12 protein-coding genes are annotated in these 18,366 nt (G+C 74.1%); 2 read left to right on the top strand and 10 right to left on the bottom strand.

What is annotated here, in order from left to right:
• Positions 1-52: 52 nt before the first annotated feature.
• The 5 genes from ffh to AB0O19_RS33185 all read right to left on the bottom strand — a co-directional run bounded on the left by ffh (position 53) and on the right by AB0O19_RS33185 (position 8,003).
• A complete protein-coding gene (gene ffh / locus AB0O19_RS33165; protein ID WP_350882982.1) occupies positions 53-1,618 on the bottom strand; it encodes a signal recognition particle protein in 1,566 nt (521 codons plus the stop codon).
• Between the two features lie 222 nt (positions 1,619-1,840).
• The gene (locus AB0O19_RS33170; RefSeq protein WP_363624898.1) at positions 1,841-4,264 is read right to left on the bottom strand and encodes a [protein-PII] uridylyltransferase; all 2,424 of its coding nucleotides are present in this window, start codon (positions 4,262-4,264) and stop codon (positions 1,841-1,843) included.
• A 203-nt stretch (positions 4,265-4,467) separates the two neighbouring features.
• Positions 4,468-4,806, bottom strand: coding sequence for a P-II family nitrogen regulator (locus AB0O19_RS33175; RefSeq protein ID WP_063347683.1), 339 nt, complete (start codon positions 4,804-4,806; stop codon positions 4,468-4,470).
• Entirely contained in the window at positions 4,803-6,239 is a 1,437-nt protein-coding gene (locus AB0O19_RS33180) for an ammonium transporter (protein WP_363624900.1), read from the bottom strand. Before AB0O19_RS33180 ends, AB0O19_RS33175 begins: the two co-directional genes overlap by 4 nt.
• 309 nt (positions 6,240-6,548) lie before the next feature.
• Complete coding sequence (locus tag AB0O19_RS33185) at positions 6,549-8,003, bottom strand: hypothetical protein (protein ID WP_350882914.1); 1,455 nt, start codon at positions 8,001-8,003, stop codon at positions 6,549-6,551.
• Positions 8,004-8,606: 603 nt separating this feature from the next.
• On the opposite strand from AB0O19_RS33185, the gene AB0O19_RS33190 reads away from it, so the two are divergent.
• The gene (locus AB0O19_RS33190; RefSeq protein ID WP_363624902.1) at positions 8,607-9,284 is read left to right on the top strand and encodes a bifunctional DNA primase/polymerase; all 678 of its coding nucleotides are present in this window, start codon (positions 8,607-8,609) and stop codon (positions 9,282-9,284) included.
• 159 nt (positions 9,285-9,443) lie between these two features.
• Here AB0O19_RS33190 and ftsY read toward each other — a convergent pair whose 3' ends face one another.
• The 5 genes from ftsY to AB0O19_RS33215 all read right to left on the bottom strand — a co-directional run bounded on the left by ftsY (position 9,444) and on the right by AB0O19_RS33215 (position 17,130).
• Entirely contained in the window at positions 9,444-10,694 is a 1,251-nt protein-coding gene (ftsY, locus tag AB0O19_RS33195) for a signal recognition particle-docking protein FtsY (RefSeq protein WP_363585731.1), read from the bottom strand.
• A gap of 239 nt (positions 10,695-10,933) precedes the next feature.
• Positions 10,934-14,554, bottom strand: a complete 3,621-nt coding sequence (gene smc, locus AB0O19_RS33200) for a chromosome segregation protein SMC (protein ID WP_363624904.1) — start codon at positions 14,552-14,554, stop codon at positions 10,934-10,936.
• A 190-nt stretch (positions 14,555-14,744) separates the two neighbouring features.
• Complete coding sequence (locus AB0O19_RS33205; protein ID WP_063347689.1) at positions 14,745-14,948, bottom strand: hypothetical protein; 204 nt, start codon at positions 14,946-14,948, stop codon at positions 14,745-14,747.
• Between the two features lie 402 nt (positions 14,949-15,350).
• On the bottom strand, positions 15,351-15,650 hold the full coding sequence (locus tag AB0O19_RS33210) for an acylphosphatase (RefSeq protein WP_350882923.1): 300 nt from the start codon (positions 15,648-15,650) through the stop codon (positions 15,351-15,353).
• 121 nt (positions 15,651-15,771) lie between these two features.
• A complete protein-coding gene (locus tag AB0O19_RS33215) occupies positions 15,772-17,130 on the bottom strand; it encodes a hypothetical protein (protein WP_363624906.1) in 1,359 nt (452 codons plus the stop codon).
• Between the two features lie 293 nt (positions 17,131-17,423).
• Between AB0O19_RS33215 and AB0O19_RS33220 the strand changes: the two genes are divergently transcribed.
• Positions 17,424-18,344 (top strand): hypothetical protein, encoded by a 921-nt coding sequence (locus AB0O19_RS33220; protein WP_363585728.1) that lies wholly within the window; start codon positions 17,424-17,426, stop codon positions 18,342-18,344.
• Positions 18,345-18,366: the final 22 nt, after the last annotated feature.

An 18,366-nucleotide genomic window follows, 5' to 3' on the forward strand; every position in this document is an offset into this window, starting at 1 on the left:
GCCCGCCGCCCGGAAGGTCCCGGACGGCGGGCCGCTCGAACGACGGACCGGTCTACAGCAGGTCCTTGAACTCCTTGGGCAGCTCGAAGTCGGCCGGGCCCTTGCCCGCACCGAGGCCGAACGCGCCGCCGCCGGCCGGGTCCTGGTCGCCGCCCGGGCCGAGCGCGCGGCGCTGGGCGGCCGCGGCCTCCTCCTGCGCCCGCTTGAGCGGGTTGCCGCTCTTGCGCTTGCCCTTGGCCTGCGGGGCCTTCTTGCCGGACTTCTTGGCGCCGCCACCCATGCCCGGGATCCCCGGCATGCCGGGCACGCCCTTGCCGGAGGCCATCGCGGACATCATCTTGCGGGCGTCGAAGAACCGCTCGACCAGGTTCTTCACCTCGCCGACCTGGACACCCGAGCCCTTGGCGATGCGGGCCCGGCGGGAGCCGTTGATCAGCTCCGGCTCGGCGCGCTCGGCCGGGGTCATCGACTTGATGATCGCGCCGACCCGGTTGACGTCCTTGTCGTCGATGTTGTTGATCTGGTCGCGGATCTGGCCCATCCCGGGCAGCATCCCCAGCAGCTTGGAGATCGAGCCCATCTTCTGGACCTGCTCCAGCTGCGACAGGAAGTCGTCCAGGGTGAACGCCTTCGGACCGCCGCGCAGCTTGGCGGCGATCTTCTCGGCCTCCTCCTGCGAGAAGGTCTGCTCGGCCTTCTCGATCAGCGAGAGGACGTCACCCATGCCGAGGATGCGCGAGGCCATCCGGTCGGGGTGGAAGGCGTCGAAGTCGTCGACCTTCTCGCCGTTGGAGGCGAACATGATCTGCCGGCCGGTGACGTGGGCGACCGACAGGGCGGCACCGCCGCGGGCGTCGCCGTCGAGCTTGGAGAGCACGACACCGGTGAAGTCGACGCCGTCGAGGAAGGCCTGCGCGGTGGTGACCGCGTCCTGGCCGATCATCGCGTCGACGACGAACAGGACCTCGTCCGGGTTGACCGCGGCGCGGATGTCCGCGGCCTGCTGCATCAGCTCGGCGTCGATGCCCAGGCGTCCGGCGGTGTCGACGACGACGACGTCGTACTGCTTCTGCTTGGCGTACTCGATCGAGTCCTTGGCCACCTGCACCGGGTCGCCGACGCCGTTGCCCGGCTGCGGGCCGTAGAAGGCCACGCCGGCGCGGTCGGCGACCACCTGGAGCTGGTTGACGGCGTTGGGCCGCTGGAGGTCGCAGGCGACCAGCAGCGGGGTGTGCTTCTGGCTCTTCAGCCAGTGGCCGAGCTTGCCCGCGAGGGTGGTCTTACCGGCACCCTGCAGACCGGCGAGCATGATCACCGTCGGGCCGTTCTTGGCGAACCGGACCCGGCGGGTCTCGCCACCGAGGATCGCGATGAGCTCCTCGTTGACGATCTTGATGATCTGCTGCGCGGGGTTGAGCGCGCCCGAGACCTCGGCGCCGGCCGCCCGCTCCTTGACCTGCTTGATGAAGGCCCGCACGACCGGCAGCGCGACGTCCGCCTCCAGCAGCGCGATGCGGATCTCGCGGGCGGTGGCGTCGATGTCCGCCTCGCTCAGGCGGCCCTTGCCCCGGAGGTTCTTGAACGTCGCTGCGAGGCGATCGGAAAGAGTGTCGAACACGTCGTCGCGGGTCCTCTGCGGCATCGGTATCGGTACGGTCGTCGCCCCCCAGGGTATCCGGCCGCCCCGGGTACGGTCTCCACCCGGGTTGCCACGACCTCGGAACGGACCTCGGCGCCCGCCGGCGGGCCCCGGCGGGCCGACCCCCGGCAGCCCCAGGCGGGCCCCGGCGGAACTCGGCGGAACCGCACCCCGGCGAGCCCCGAAGGCCCCCGGCGCGGCTCAGCCCAGCGCCGCCCGGACCGCCGCCGCCACCTCCCCGGCCCGCCCGGCGGAGAGCGGGCGCCCCTCCCCGTCGGTCAGGTAGAAGGAGTCGACGGCCTCCGCGCCCAGCGTCGAGACGTGCGCCGTCCGCACCCGCACGCCCGCCCCGTCCAGCGCCCGGCCGATCCGGTGCAGCAGCCCCGGCGCGTCGTGCGCGCGGACCTCCAGGACGGTCGCGGTCGCCGAGGCCACCGCCGGCGCCACCGCGACCACCGGCGGCGGGGTGGGGATGCCCCGGCGGCGCGGGGCGGCGGCGTCCCGCTCGGCCAGCCGGCGCGCGACGTCCAGCGAGCCGTCCAGCGCCCGGCGCAGGTCGGCCCGTAGCCGGGCGGCCTCCGGCAGCTCGCCGAACTCGGCGGCCACCCGCCAGGACAGCAGCAGCACCGGGCCGGCGCCGATCGGGTCCAGCTCGCGCAGACCGGCCGAGCGGACGGCCAGCCGGTGCAGCGCGAGCACCCCGGCGACGGTGCCGAGCAGTCCGGGCCGGTCCGGGACGGCCAGGGTCAGCTCGACGCCCATCGGCTCGGCGCCCGGCTCCGCCCCCTCGGAGCGCGCCAGCAGCGACAGGGCGGGCCCGCCGGTCCGGGCGGCCTCCACCGCGAGCCGTTCCTGCCCGGCGGTCGGCGCGGCCTCCACGGGCGCGGCGTAGGCGCCGGCCAGCCGGGCGGCGACCCGGGCCGCCAGGCCGTCCACCAGCGAGGCCCGCCAGCCGCTCCACGCGGCCGGGCCGGTGGCCAGCGCGTCCGCCTCGGTGAGCACGTGCAGCAGCTCCAGCTGGGCCGCGGTGCCGACCACCTTGGTGATCGCCTCGACGGTGGCCGGGTCGTCCGGGTCCCGTCGGGTCGCGGTGTCGACCAGCGTCAGGTGGTGGCGGACCAGCACCGCCAGGGTCTCGGTGTCCTCGGGGCCGAAGCCCATCCGGGCGGCGACGTCCCGGACGATGACCTCGCCGGCCTCGCTGTGGTCGCCGGGCCAGCCCTTGCCGATGTCGTGCAGCAGCGCGGCGACCAGCAGGAGGTCCGGCCGGGCCACCCGGCGGGCCATCGCCGCGGCCCGCACCGCCGTCTCCACCAGGTGCCGGTCCACCGTCCAGCGGTGCACGGCGTTGCGCTGCGGACGGCAGCGCACCCGCTCCCAGTCCGGCAGCAGCCGGGTGACCAGTCCCTCCGCCTCCAGCGCCTCCCACACCGGGACGGCCGCCTCGCCCGCGCCCAGCAGGGTGACCAGTTGCTCGCGCGCCTCGTCCGGCCAGGGCACCGGCAGCGGGCGGCACTCGGCGGCCAGCCGGCGCACCGTCGCGTACGAGACGGTGAGCCCGTTCTGCGCGGCGGCGGCCGCGGCGCGCAGCGGCAGCACCGGGTCGGCGGCCGGGCGGGCGCCCTGGGCGAGCACCGCCTCGCCGTCCTGCTCGACCACGCCCTCGGCGAGCGGCCGACGCGCGACCGCGCCCCGGGCCACCGCGCCCGCGCCGCGCCCGGCGCCGGTGAACGGGAAGGCCAGCCGGGCGGTCCGGCGGCCCCGGCCGGACCGGGCGGCGAGCACCCGCTCCACCGCCCGCCAGGTGACGTCACTCGCGTAGGCGACGGTGCGGGCGGCCTCGTAGACCTGGCGCAGCAGGGTGTCGGCGTCCAGCACGCCGAGCCGTTCGGCGACCTGGTCCTGGTCCTGGAGGCCGAGCCGCTCGGTGGCCCGGCCGGTGGCCAGGTGCAGCGCGTCGCGGACGTCGGCGAGCCGCAGCGCGGCGGCGTCCAGGCCGTCCCGGGGGGCGTCGGCGAGCCAGGTGGCGGCGACGGCGTTGAGCGCGACGGCGTCGCGCAGGCCGCCGCGGGCCTCCTTGAGGTCGGGCTCCAGCAGGAACGACAGCTCGCCGTGCCGCTCGGCCCGCTCCCGCCCGAGGTCGCGCAGTTCCGGCAGGCGCGCGGGGGCGCTCGCGCGCCAGTCGGTGAGCACGGCGGAGCGCAGGGCGGCGGTGAGCTCCTCGTCCCCGGCGAGGTGGCGGGCGTCCAGCAGGCCGAGCTGGGCCTTGAGGTCGGCGGCGGCGACGGACCGGGCCTCGGCGACGGTGCGCACCGAGTGGTCGAGCGCGGCGCCCGCGTCCCAGACCGGGTACCAGATCCGCTCGGGCAGGTCGGGGTCGAGCCGGCCGTCGTGCAGCAGCAGGACGTCGAGGTCGCTGCGCGGGGACAGCTCGCCGCGCCCGTAGCCGCCGACCGCGACCAGCGCGACGCCGGGCGGGCCGCCGGCGGCCGCGAGCAGACCGGCCAGCCAGTCGTCGGTGAGCCGGGCGAGAGCCGCGCGGCGGGGCCGCCCGGCCGGGCCGGGGCCGGCGAGCAGCGCGGCCCGGGCGGCGCCGTAGTCGGAAGGGCTGGTCTCGGTGGTCATGGCGTGGTCCCGTCCGTCGTGCGGTTGAGCGGGCGGCGCCGGACGGCCTGCGGGCGGCCGATGGGAGATCTGCGGACGGCCCGGGCGGCCTGGCGCCGATGCGCCGTCGGCGGACCCGCGACCCCTCGGGGACGGCGGGCCCGCCTGCGGCGCGTCCTACGGTTCAGGGCCCTCGACGAAGGGCCCTCGACGAAGGGCCGCCCTCAGAGGGCGTCCGGCCCGCGCTCTCCGGTCCGGACCCGGACGGCGGTGTCGACCGGGACGCTCCAGACCTTGCCGTCGCCGATCTTGCCGGTCCGGGCGGCCTTCACCAGGACCTCGATCAGCTCGTCGGCGTCCTCGTCCTCGACCAGCACCTCGATTCTGACCTTGGGGACCAGGTCCACGGTGTACTCGGCGCCCCGGTAGACCTCGGTGTGGCCGCGCTGGCGGCCGTAGCCGCTGGCCTCGGTGACGGTCAGGCCGTGCACCCCGAAGGCCTGTAGGGCGGCCTTCACCTCGTCCAGGCGGTACGGCTTGATCACGGCGGTGATGAGCTTCATCGGGCGTCGACCTCGGTCTTCTCGGTGGGCTCGGCGGTGGTCCTGTCGGCGGCCTCGCCGGCGGCCGTGGCGGCTGGCTCGGCGGAGGGCTCGGCGGCGGCCTTCCCGGCGGCGGGCCTCTCCGCGGACCTCGCGGCCGCCGCGGCGCCGACCAGGCCCGGCAGGGCCCGCGCCAGGCCCGCGCCCACCGCGCTGAAATCGTAGGCGGACTCGGCGTGTTCGGCCTGGTCGATGCCGCCCACCTCGACCTCCTCGGCGACCCGGAAGCCGACCGTCCTGTCGATCGCCTTCGCCAGCAGCCAGGAGAGGACGAAGGAGTACGCGGCGACCACGGCCACGCCCATCGCCTGCTTGCCGAGCTGCGCCGGCCCGCCGCCGTAGAACAGGCCCTTGGCGGTCTGGCCGACCCCGCCGGTGGCGAACAGGCCGATCAGCAGCGAGCCGATCGCGCCGCCCACCGCGTGCACGCCGACCACGTCGAGCGAGTCGTCGAAGCCGAGGCGGTACTTGAGGCCGACCGCGGCGGCGCAGACCGCGCCGGCGATCAGGCCGATCGCCACCGCGCCCAGCGGGCTGACCGAGCCGCAGGCCGGGGTGATCGCGACCAGGCCGGCCACCGCGCCGGAGGCGGCGCCCAGCGTGGTGAACGCGCCGTGCCTGAGCTTCTCGTAGACCAGCCAGCCGACCAGCGCCGCACCGGTGGCGACCTGGGTGTTGACCATCGCCATCGCGGCGACGCCGTTGGCGGCCAGCGCCGAGCCCGCGTTGAAGCCGAACCAGCCGAACCACAGCAGCCCGGAGCCGAGCATCACCAGCGGCAGGCTGTGCGGGCGCATCGGGTCCTTCTTGAAGCCGACCCGCTTGCCCAGCACCAGGCAGAGCGCGAGGCCGGCCACGCCCGCGTTGATGTGCACGGCCGTGCCGCCGGCGAAGTCGATCACGCCGTTGCGGTCGCCCAGCCAGCCGCCGTGGCCGCCGTCGAAGAAGAACACCCAGTGCGCGACCGGGAAGTAGACGACGGTCACCCAGAGCGCGATGAACAGGCCCCAGGCGCCGAACTTGGCCCGGTCCGCGATCGCGCCGCTGATCAGCGCCGGGGTGATGATCGCGAACATCAGCTGGAAGGTGGCGAACGCGGTGACCGGGATGGTCCCGGTGAGGTCGTTCAGGCCGATGCCGCGCATCCCGAGGAAGTCCAGGTTGCCGATGAGGCCGGCGAAGGAGTCGGGTCCGAAGCTGAGCGAGTACCCGTAGAGGACCCAGAGCACGCTGACGATGCCGAGCGAGAGGAAGCTCATCGCCAGCATGTTCAGGGTGCTCTTGGCCCTGACCATGCCCCCGTAGAAGAAGGCCAGGCCCGGGGTCATCACCATGACCAGGGCCGCACTGATGAGCACGAAGGCGGTGTCGCCCGCGCTGAAGCCGTCCGGCATCGGCGTCTCCTCTGCGTGGAAGCCGATCCAAACCCGGATTACCCGTCCCGTGCCACCCGGGGTGTCGGCGATGAAGAGGAGAGTGCCGAAGGCTGGTTTCGGCCGGTGCGGCCCGTTGTTTCGCGGCCGTGACGCGTACGACGCGTGGGTTACGCCTTCGTGAACGGCGGCCGTGCCGCAGGGCCGAACGGGTTACCGTGCCGCCGAACGGGACGGCCGGTGGCACGACGGCCGCCGACCGTGGCGGCGGCGGCCGTCACGGTCGGCGGGGTCCTCGGGCCGGATCCGCGGCCCACGGGCTCGGGGTGCTCAGACCACCGAGACGTACTCGGGGATGTCCTGGACGACGCGCTCCTTGAGCCGGCTCACCGCGTCCACTCCCTTGAACCGGGCGGCCGCGGCCTCGGTGGTCTTGCGGACCCGGGAGTTCAGCCGCTCCGAGCGCACCTTGGTGGCGATGTCCACCGCCTGCTCGGCCATCACCGCGGCCTGCTCGGCCTCCCGCTGCAACAGGTGGACGCTGGCCATGCCGATCAGGTTGAAGGCGTACGAGCGCACGTGGTCGCCGTCCTGGCGGAACAGGTCGACCGCGCGCTCCATCACCGGCGCGGACATCGAGGCGTACAGCTGGGCGTTGTCGGAGTGGTACGCGAGGTCGCGGAAGGAGTGCGCGTTCTCGGCGTTCAGCTCGGCCGGCGAGAAGAACTTCAGCCAGTCCGGCTCCTCCTCCCCCTCGCGGATGTCGGTGAAGGTGTCCTCGGCCAGCCGGACGGCCCGGGCGCAGCGGTTCACCTCGCCGATGGTGGCGTAGGCGCGCGCCTCCATCGCGTACAGCAGGGACTGCTGGCGCGCGCTGGCGGTGTCCCGGCTGCCGTACTGCGCCAGGTGGATCAGTTCCAGGGCGTCCTCGCCCCGGTTGAGGTGGATCATCTGGCGGCTCATGTCGGTGAGGATGAGTGCGCCGAACGGGCGGTCCCCGGCCTCCTTGGCGGCGTGCAGGGCCAGCACGTAGTACTTCTGCGCGCTCGGGTGCATCCCGACGTCGTACGACATCCACCCGGCCAGGTGGGCGAGTTCGGCGGTGAGCCGGAACAGCCGCCGGGTGGTGTTCTCGTTGTACGTCTCCTGGAGCAGGTCGGTGACCTCGTGGAGCTGGCCGACGACGGCCTTGCGGCGCAGCCCGCCGCCGTTCTGCGCGTCCCACTGCCGGAACATGACCGTGGTCTGCTCCAGCAGTTCGAGCTCGGGCTCGGACAGCCGGCCGGTGAACGGGTCGCCGCCGTTGGCCGCGGCGAGGATCGGGGTGGGGGCGCCGGTCGGGCCGGGGGTGAGCCAGCGCTGCATCGGCTCGATCAGCGCGGCGCCGGCGGTCAGCGCGAGCGAGGTGCCGAGGAAGCCCCGGCGGTTGAGCATCAGGTCGCTGCGGGAGTAGTCGCTGATCAGCTGGACGGTCTGCGGCGCGCTCCACGGCAGGTCGACGCCGCCGCCCACGGTGGAGACCGGGATCGCGGCGCGCAGGCCGAGGTCCTCGATCGAGACCACCGAGCCGAAGCGCTCGGAGAAGAGCTCCGACATGATCTTGGGAATCGGCTCGCGGGGCTGTTCGCCGTCGAGCCATCGGCGCACCCGCGAGGTGTCGGTGGACACGTGGTGGGCACCGATCTGCCGGGCCCGGCGGTTGACCTGACGGGCCAACTCGCCCTTGGACCAGCCGCTGCGGGCGAACCAGGTGGTCAGCTTCTCGTTGGGTTGCTTCTCTGCCATGGGAACGTCCCCATCCCGCCCGGCCCCCTCGGGGCCCCGATCGTGACGCCCGACGGTTTCGGGCCCTTGCCAGACGTACCGTGCCTGAGGTGTCGCCGTACCACGCTCTCGCACTGGTGTGCCATCGTTACGGACGGACCGTCAGATTCCCAACTCCCGCGCCCTGGCGGACCGGAGTCGATTCCACGATGACGTCCGTGTGCTGAACGTAATGCCCGCGCGGCGCCCGCGGGAGCGGCCCTGGCGAAACGCCACCTTTCGCCACCCCCACGAGTGAACCGAAGCCACGGCCCACGCGCTTCACTAGGAAGTCCGACGGCCCGGCACATGCGGGCCGCCAAGGCCTCCGGCGAAACCCGGCAGCCCCGGCAACCCACCGCAGTCACAGGCGAGTTCGACGCCCACCCTGATCGGCGGCCGCCTCGCCCACCCCACGATCCGGCATCGGTGCCGCCAGCCACAAGGCGGCGCCCGAGGCGCACCACCACGACAGGCGCACACCGGGCGCTGCACGCCGCCACCGCACAACGCACCACGCAACGGACAATCAACACACAGTCACCATCCCGTAACCATCGGCGACGGGAACCTGTTGGGGGAGGCATGGACAACCTGTTCGGCGAACTTCGACTGGGACACCTGCGGTTGACGCCGCTGGGCGCGCGCCGCCGCACCAAGGTCACCGCGTCCCAAGCCGCCGCGGAGTACACCGGCCGCTGGGGCTGGACGGTCGCCACCGGCGCCCCGGCCGGCTCCGCCACCGCCCCGACCCGCTGTCCCTGCGGCTCCGATTGCTGCGCCGCGCCCGGCCTGCATCCCGTACCGGGCGGCGAGGACCGGTCCCGGGAAGCGGGCGCCGGGGGCTCGGTGCTGTTCCCCACCGGCCGCGCCTTCGACGTCCTGGACGTCCCCGAGCAGGCCGGACTACAGGCGCTGGTCCGGCTGGAGCGGATGGGCACCCAGGTCGGCCCGGTGCTCGCCCCGCCCACCGGCCGGCTGCAGTTCCTGGTCGCCGCCGGCGCCGCCCGCCGACTGCCCGACCTGCTCTACCGGATGGGCTGGGACGACGCCGCGCTCGACCTCACCTGCCACGGCGAGGGCAGCTACGTCGCCGCCCCGCCCACCGTGCTCGGCGCGCTCGGCCCGGTCCGCTGGCTGCGCCGCCCCACCCGCGACAACGCCGGCTGCCCGCCCGAGGCCCGGCTGCTGCTCGGCACCCTCGCCTACGCCTGCCACCGCGGCCGCGAGCGCACCGCCGAACCTGCCTGGCTCGCCTCGTAGGCCTCCGCGCGCCCCGCACGTCTCGGCGTGCGCCCCTCCAGCTCGGCGCGCTCCTTTGCCTCGGCACGGTCCTCCGGTCCCGGGCACCCCGCCGGCCCCCGGGCGGCAACGCGAAAGGGCCCGCCCCTCGCGGAGCGGACCCTTCGTGCGTACGGGGCCTCAGTCCCCGATCAGCGCGTCCACGAACGCGCCCGGCTCGAACGGCGCCAGGTCGTCCGCACCCTCGCCCAGGCCGACCAGCTTGACCGGCACGCCCAGGTCGCGCTGGACCGCGACCACGATGCCGCCCTTGGCGGTGCCGTCCAGCTTGGTCAGCACGATGCCGGTGATGTCGACCACCTCGGCGAACACCCGGGCCTGGATCAGGCCGTTCTGGCCGGTGGTGGCGTCCAGCACCAGCAGCACCTCGTCCACCGGGCCGTGCTTCTCGACGACCCGCTTGACCTTGCCCAGCTCGTCCATCAGGCCGGTCTTGGTGTGCAGCCGGCCGGCGGTGTCCACCAGCACGGTGTCGGCGCCCTCGGCGATGCCCTCCTTGACCGCGTCGAACGCGATCGAGGCCGGGTCACCGCCCTCCGGGCCGCGCACGGTGCGCGCACCGACCCGCTCGCCCCAGGTCTGCAGCTGGTCGGCGGCGGCGGCCCGGAAGGTGTCGGCGGCGCCGAGCACCACCTTGCGGCCGTCGGCGACCAGGACGCGGGCGAGCTTGCCGGTGGTGGTGGTCTTGCCGACGCCGTTGACACCGACCACCAGGACCACGGCCGGCCCCTCCGCGTGCTTGGTGGAGCGGACGGTGCGGTCGGAGTCCTTGCCGATCAGCTCGACGAGCTCCTCGCGCAGCAGCGCGCGCAGTTCGTCGGGCGTCCGGGTGCCGAGCACCTTCACCCGGGTGCGCAGCCGCTCGACCAGCTCCTGGGTGGGGGCCACGCCGACGTCGGCCGTCAGCAGGGTCTCCTCGATCTCCTCCCAGGTGTCCTCGTCCAGGTGCTCGCGGGAGAGCAGCGAGAGCAGGCCCTTGCCGAGCGAGTTCTGCGAGCGGGAGAGCCGGGAGCGCAGCCGGACCAGTCGGCCCGCGGTGGGCTCGGGGACCTCGACGGCGGGTGCCGTCTCGGCCTCGGCGGCCTCGACCTCGACCTCGGTCGGGGCCGTGGCCGGGGCTCCGGTCGAGGCTTCGGTCGGAGCCTCGGTCTCGGGGAGCTGCACCTCCTCGACGGTGCGGCGGGGCTCCTCGGTCGGCGGCGCGGCCTCCTCGCCGACCTGGGGCTCCTGCGGGGTGGTCGGCGGCGCCGTGATGACCGGCGACTGCGACTTCGGGGGCAGTTGCTGGCGTCGTCTGCCGGAAACGACGAGGCCGGCGATCGCGCCGATGGCGACCACGGCGATGACTACGGCAAGGATCACGTATTCCACATAAATCTCCTTCTCGGGATCCCACGACAGAGTGATCCTTCGGTCACCGACGCACGGAGCGTCGCCGCCTCCCTTACGCTGACCGCTGTGCCGTGCGGCACCGGTCAGGGCTTGGCCGTCATGAGGTCGTCAAACGGCTGAACGAGAAGCCCCCTCGCGAGCGAGGGGGAGGAGTCACAACCGCTCCAGTATCCGTGATCGGAGCGTCCGGGAGCATCTGCCCGGGCCAGGCCGGTGGATCAGTCTGTCGGCCCGGAGACAACAGCCTCCTCGCGCCGCCGAGGAGGCATCGGGCTCGCCCTCCGCTCCCGGTGCCCCTCGCGCAGCCGCTGGCTGATCACCTGCGAGATGCCGTCGCCCTTCATGGTCACGCCGTAGAGGGCGTCCGCGGACTCCATGGTCAGCTTCTGGTGGGTGATCACGATCAGCTGGGAGCTCTCCCGCAGCTCCTCCATGATCCCGACCAGCCGGCGCAGGTTGGTCTCGTCGAGCGCCGCCTCCACCTCGTCCATCACGTAGAACGGACTGGGCCTGGCCTTGAAGATCGCCACCAGCAGTGCCACCGCGGTCAGCGAGCGCTCGCCGCCGGACAGCAGCGACAGCCGCTTGACCTTCTTGCCCGGCGGGCGAGCCTCCACCTCGACGCCGGTGGTGAGCATGTGGTCGGGGTCGGTCAGCACCAGCCGCCCCTCGCCGCCGGGGAACAGCCGGGCGAAGACGCCCTCGAACTGGGCGGCGGTGTCGTGGTACGCCGAGGCGAACAGCTGCTCGACCCGTTCGTCCACCTCCCGGACGATGTCCAGCAGGTCACGCCGGCTGCGCTTGAGGTCGTCCAGTTGCTCCCCGAGGAACTGGTGGCGCTCCTCCAGCGCCGCGAACTCCTCCAGCGCCAGCGGGTTGACCTTGCCCAGTTGCTGGTACGCCTTCTCGGCCGCCCTGAGCCGCTTCTCCTGCTCGGCCCGGTCGTACGGGCGCGGCTCGCCCGGCTCCCGTCCTTCTTCCGGGGTCGACGGCGGGACGGGCTGGTCCGGCCCGTAGGTGGCGAGCAGTTCGCCGCCGTCGATGCCGAACTCCTCCAGCGCCCGGGCCTCCAGCTGCTCGATCCGCAGCCGCTTCTCGGCCCGCAGCACCTCGTCCCGGTGGCCGGCGTCGACCAGTTTGTCCAGTTCCTCCTTGAGACCGCGGCCGTGCTCGCGGTGCGCCCGCAGTTCGGTCTCGCGCTCGGCGCGCGCCTGCTCGACCGCCGCCCGCCCGGCGTCCGCGCGGGACAGCGACACCTCCAGGCAGGCCAGCAGCTGTCGGGCGCCCGCCGCGACGGCGTTCGCCACCCCGGCGTCGTGCTCGGCGCGTCGACGGCGCTCGGCGGCCCGGGCGCGCGCCTCGCGCTCGGCGCGGGCGGCCCGGTCCAGCTGGTCCGCCCGGCCGGCGAGCGCGCGGACCCGCTCCTCGTGGGTGCGCACCGCGAGCCTGGCCTCCAGCTCGGCCTGCCGGGAGCCGGTGGCGGCCTCGGCCAGCCGCTGCTGCTCGGCGGTGTCCGGCTCGTCCTCTCCGGCGTCCTGCGAGTCCTCGGCCGCGGCCAGGCGTTCGGCCAACTCCTCTGCGGTGGCGAGGAGTTCCACCAGTCCCTGGTCGGCCCGCGCGGCGGCGGCGGACAGCCGCTCGGCCTCGCCGGCGGCGGCCCTGGCCTGCCCGCCGAGGCGGCCGAGCGCGCCCGCCACCTGGGCGCGCTCCTTCTCCTGCCGCCGCCGCTGCTCGGCTAGTTGCTCCACGGCGGCGACCGACTCACTTCGCTGCTCGGCGAGTTCGGCCAGGCGTCCGGCCGACTCGGTGCAACGGAGGGCGAGTTCGGCGATCGCCCGGGCGGTCTCCTCGACCGCCGCCCGGATCTCCAGCAGGCTCGGCACACCGTCGGAGCCGCCCTGCGCGAAGTCGGCGCCGAGCCGGTCCCCGGCGGCGGTGACGGCGGTCAGCCCGGGGTGGTCGGCGACCAGCCGCAGCGCCTCGTCGAGGGTGTCGACGACCGCCACCCGGGCCAGCAGGCCCCGCACGGCACCGACCAACCCGGCCGGCCCGTCGACGAGTTCGGCGGCCCAGCGGGCTCCTTCCGGCAACTCTCCGACGCCGGCGAGCGGTTCACCGGCACCCTCGATCAGCAGCGCGGCCCGGCCCGCGTCCTCGGCGCGCAGTAGCCGCAGCGCCTCGGCGGCGGTGCCGGGCGAGTCGACGGCGACCGCGTCGGCGGCCGCGCCGAGCGCCGCCGCCACCGGCACCTCGTACCCGGGGGCGATCCGCAGCAGCGCGGCCGCGGGGCCCCGCAGTCCGCTCAGCCGCTCCCCCGCGTCGAGCAGGGCGCCGGTGCCGTCCTTGCGGCGCAGTCCGAGGGAGAGCGCCTCGTGCCGCGCGGTGAGCCCGGCCCGTTCGCGCTCGGCGGCGCCGGCCGACTCCCGGGCGGCGGCGAGGTCGCGTTCGACGGCGGCGAGCCGCTCCCGGGCCTCCTGGTGGGCGGCCTCGGCCCGCTCGTCCTCCCCGGCGGGGCCGCCGACCTGCCGCTGGAGCTCCTCGTACTCGGCCTGCGCGGCCTCGGCCCGCAGCAGCGCCTCGCCGCCGGCCTCGGTCAGCCGGCCGATCTCGGCTTCGGCGGAGGCCGCCTTGGAGCGGGCGGCGGCGGCCTGCCCCTGCAACCGGGCCAGGCCCTCCCGGCGGTCCGCGACGGCCCGGGCGGCGTCCCGCAGCCGGCGCTCCTCGGTGGCCAGCCCGCGCTCCAGTCCACTCCTGCGTTCGACCGCCTCGGCCAGCGCGTACTGCGCCTCCTCCAGCGCCTCGGCCAGCGCGGCCTCGTCCTCGCGGACCCGCGCGGCCTCCCGCTCCAGTTCCTCGGGATCGCGGCCGCGCCGCTCCTCGGCCTGCCCGCCCGCGGCGGCGTGCCGGGCGCGGGCCTCGGCCAGCCCGATGGTGCCGCGGGTGCGCTCGGCGAGCGCGGAGAGCCGGTACCAGGTCTGCCGGGCGGTCTCCAGGCTCGGGCCGAGCTGCTGGACCTGCGCCTCCAGCACGGCCTCGCGCTGGACGACACCGGCCAGCTCCTGCTCGACGGTGGTGCGGCGCAGCCGCAGTGCCAGCTCGTCGGCGATCTCGGCCTCGACGGCCCGCCGGAGGGCCAGCAGGTCGTCGGCGAGCAGCCGCAGCCGGGCGTCGCGCAGGTCGGCCTGGATGCCGGCGGCGCGGCGGGCGATCCTGGCCTGCCGGCCGAGCGGTCCCAGCTGGCGGCGCAGTTCGGCCACCAGGTCCTGGACGCGGTTGAGGTTGACCTGCATCGCGTCCAGTTTCCGCAGCGCCTTCTCCTTGCGCTTGCGGTGCTTGAGGACGCCGGCCGCCTCCTCGATGAAGGCGCGGCGGCCCATCGGGTCGGCGTGCAGGACGGAGTCCAGCTGGCCCTGGCCGACGATGACGTGCATCTCGCGGCCGATGCCGGAGTCGGAGAGGAGCTCCTGGATGTCCAGCAGGCGGCAGGTCTCGCCGTTGAGCGCGTACTCGCTGCCGCCGTTGCGGAACATGGTCCGGGTGATGGTCACCTCGGAGTAGTCGATCGGCAGGGCGCCGTCGGCGTTGTCGATGGTGAGGCTGACCTCGGCCCGGCCGAGCGGGGCGCGCCCGCTGGTCCCGGCGAAGATGACGTCCTCCATCTTGCCGCCGCGCAGCGACTTGGCGCCCTGCTCCCCCATCACCCAGGACAGCGCGTCGACGACGTTCGACTTGCCGGAGCCGTTCGGGCCGACCACGCAGGTGATGCCGGGCTCGAAGCGCAGGGTGGTGCTGGAGGCGAAGGACTTGAACCCGCGCAGCGTCAGACTCTTCAGGTGCACGCGGCCGGTCTCCTCGTCGCTCGCCAGGGCCCAGGGCCTGTCGTCAACGGCGACTGTATCCCCGGCGGGCCGCGAGCCCCGGGCCCGGACACGACGAAGGGACGCCACAACCGGGCGTCCCTTGCAAGCTGCGTCCCTTTCGGAGCGGCTCAGTGCACAGCGGCGTCGATCTGCGAGGACCGGGCGGGACTCAGGTGAGAGCCGGCTCCCGCTGATCCAGATCGATGCTGTTGAGCAGCGAGTGCCCGTCAGCGACAGCGGCGAGCGCGTCGTTCTCGGCCTGCATCCGAAGGAGCTCGGATTCAAGGTCCTGGACGCGCTGCTGAAGCCGTCGCATCTCGGAGAGCATTCGCGGGTCGGGGCCGCCGACGTACCCGAGAAGCGCCTTTGCCATGATGAATGGTCCTCCACGCTGAGTGACCGAACCGGAACGGTACAGGTCTAGGGGGAAGGGGGACGCACGCGCGGCGCGTCACCGGTAGTGCTGGCTGGGCACTTACGGCACAACCATCGTGAGCTGGGCTCACGAGGGCAGACGCCTGCCGGGAAAACGCGGTCGTGTGCGCGGGTTTCCAGCGTCTCACCAAAGACGGAAAGGGTCAACACGATCACCGCACGCTACCGCGACCCTGTCACCTGCCTGGCGGTGTCGTCACGCCTGGGGGCCTCGGGCCGGGTCCACCAGCTGCTCGTGGATCATCGTTCGATGCGGAGTCAACCACGAGTCTGCCCGAATGGCAACCGCATGACACCAGCAGTTGCGGATCAGTTCCGGCCCGCGCGGGTGTGGCCGGGCTCAGCGGATCTCGAAGCCCTCGTAGCCGGGGCCCACGGCCGTCCAGATCTCGGTGACGCCGCTGACCTCGCCCGGGGTGTCCGGGCCGCGCAGCAGGTCCAGCAGCAGTTCGCAGTCGGCGGCCAGGCCCTCGGCGACCACCTGCACCCGGCCGTCCCCGAGGTTGCTCGCGTAGCCGGTCAGGCCGGTCTCCAGCGCCCGTGCCCTGGTCCACCAGCGGAACCCGACCTGCTGGACCTTCCCCCGGACCCAGGCGGTCACCCGGACCGGTTCCTCACTGTGGGCGTCGCGACCGTGCATGCCCCGAGCCTAACCAACGCGACGGACGGTCACAGGTCCACGGGGCCGTCGACCACGCGGAGCGGCCCCGCCGGAGGAAGTCCGGCGGGGCCGCAGGGGTGTCGCGGTGGAGCTCAGCGGGTCACCAGTCGCCGCCGCCGAAGTCCCCGCCGCCACCGAAGTCCCCGCCACCGAATCCGCCGCCGTCGCCGAAGCCGCCGCTGAAGTCGGAGGAGTTGAAGTCGGCGCCGGTGAAGTCGCCGCCCTCGTGCTGGTCCTGGTAGCCCTGGTCCATCATCGGCGCCGCGGCGTAGGCCGGGCTGCTGATCATCGAGCCGAGCATGGTGCCGACCAGCAGGCCCGGCAGCAGGCCGCCGCCGAATCCGCCAAAGTAGCCGCCCGCCCAGGGGGCGTAGGCCGGGCCGGCGTTCCAGTACGGCTGCGGGCCGTGCTCGGTCTCGACGGTGCGGATGGCCGGGTCGAGGCCGGAGGCCAGCCGGTCCGCGTCGGACCGGCAGACCGGGACGGTGCGGGCGGCGCCGTCGGCCGGGGCCCAGTCGACGTCCTTGACCGACGGGCCGTGGCGCGGGTCGAAGAAGCACGGGGGACGGCGCTCGGGCACCGGGCGCTTCTCCCGCCGGGCGGCCAGGGTGGCCAGCGCGAACCGGCCGTCCTCCAGCGCCTCAGTGACCGGCTTGACGTCGTCCGGCCGCTTGGCCTCGTCCATCAGCCGCTTGGCCTTCTCGTACGAGTCCAGGGCGTGGGTGTAGTCGGTGCGCTGGGTGTCGTCGGCGTCGGTCGCGGCCGGGTTGAAGTCGAGCCGGTCCAGTTCCTCGCCGAAGGCGGTGATGTCCTCGTCGACCACCCGGCGCAGCTGCTCCAGCTCGGCCCGGGCCTGCTCCTCCTTGCGCGTCTTGGCGCGGCGGAAGAGGAGGAAGACGCCGGCACCGGCCAGCGCGAGCAGCACGACCGGGATGACCACCCAGGCGATCGAGGTGCTGTGGTTCACCCCGGTGCCCTTGGCCTGCGGGGCGGCGCTGTCGACGAACTCGTTCAGGGTGGCGTCGATGTCGCCGTTGTGGGAGCGGAAGGCGGCGCCGGCGATCCGCTCGGCGCTGCCCTGCGACATCGCGCCGCGGTCTGCCTTGGCCGCGAACTGGTCACCGCGCCAGATCGCGTAAGCACCGTCGATGCCGACCTTGGTGCGCAGGTCGTTGAAGACGGTCCGCTCGCCGTAGGGGGCGCTGGCCGGGACGACCGCGACGAAGATCGGCTTGTCGGCCTTCTTGATCTTCTCGGTCAGGGCGTCGGCCTGGCTCTGGCTGAATCGGCCGGTCATCGCCGGGTCGACGTAGACCCGACCCTGCTTCAGGGTGGAGGCCGCGTCGTCCAGGCCGCCCGCGGCCGAGGCCGCCGGTGCGAGCAGGAGCAGCAGCCCCAGCAGCGCCGCCACCAGGGCAAGCGGCCCGGCGCCCCGGGAACGTCGTGCAAGGGTTCTCATGCCCTCGACGCTACCCCGACGGGCGTCGAGGCACGGCATACCCTTCGCATACTGGTAATGACAGGATTCCCCGCCGACCGCCGGGGCCGCACCCCTCCTCGGGGATGATGTTTCCCCCACTCGCCCCTGATGCGGGCGGTGCGCGGGAACCGCGGCCGGCGCCCGGACGTACGTCCCGGCGGGCCCAGGGTGTTCCGGGCGGTGCGCCGACCGTACCGCGCGGACGGGCATAGTGGTCCCGGACCACTGGTCCCATTACCTGTTCTTGACCCATCTCCCGATCGGAGCACCCGGTGATCATCGGCCTCGTCACCGCCGTGGCGGCATCCGCCTGCTACGGCACCGGCTCAGTCCTCCAGGCCGTCGGATCCCGCCGTTCCGCGCGCGAGGAGGCCGCCAAGGGCGCCGCCGGCGCCACCACCGAGCACGGCGGGCCGAGCCTGTCCTCCACCGCGAAGGCTGCCGTCACCTGGGAGTTCATCGTCGGCACGGTGCTCGACCTGATCGGCTTCGGGCTGGGCGCGCTGGCCGCGCGGCTGCTGCCGCTGTTCCTCTCGCAGACCATCATCAGCGCCAACCTGGTGATCACCGCGGTGCTGAGCATCAAGCTGCTCGGCATCCGGCTCAAGCAGCTGGAGTGGGCCTCGATCGGCGTGCTCTGCTCGGCGCTGGTGCTGCTGGCCGTCTCGGCCGGCCCGGAGGGCGGCCACCACGCGTCGATGTCCTTCCACTGGGGCCTGCTGCTGGTCACCACCGTGCTGCTGGTCGGCGGCGGCCTGCTGGTGCGGCGGATGGGCTCCAAGGGCGCGATCGTCGCCGGCCTGCTCTCCGGCCTGGGCTTCGGCGCGCTGGGCGTCGGCGTGCGCATCCTGAACGGCATCGACCCGTTCGACGTCGCCAAGCTGCTCTCCGACCCGGCGCTGTACGCGATCCTGGTCGGCGGCCTCGGCGGCATGTACGTGCACACCGTGGCGCTGCAGATCGGCTCGGTGAACGGCGCGACGGCGGCGCTGGTGGTCGGCGAGACGGTGCTGCCCGGCGCGATCGGCGTGCTCTGGCTCGGCGACTCCTCCAAGTCCGGCCTGGGCTGGCTCGGCGTGGTCGGCTTCCTGCTCGCGGTGGTGTCCGCGGTCGGGGTCGCCTACTTCGGCCAGGACACCCACGGCTCCCCCGGCGAGGCGGCCGCCGACCAGCCGGAACTCGCCAAGCACTGAGCTCCCCGGCCCCCGCTTCCGG

Origin of the sequence: Kitasatospora sp. NPDC091276 (assembly GCF_040684355.1) — a bacterium.
In the GTDB taxonomy this organism is placed as follows: domain Bacteria; phylum Actinomycetota; class Actinomycetes; order Streptomycetales; family Streptomycetaceae; genus Kitasatospora.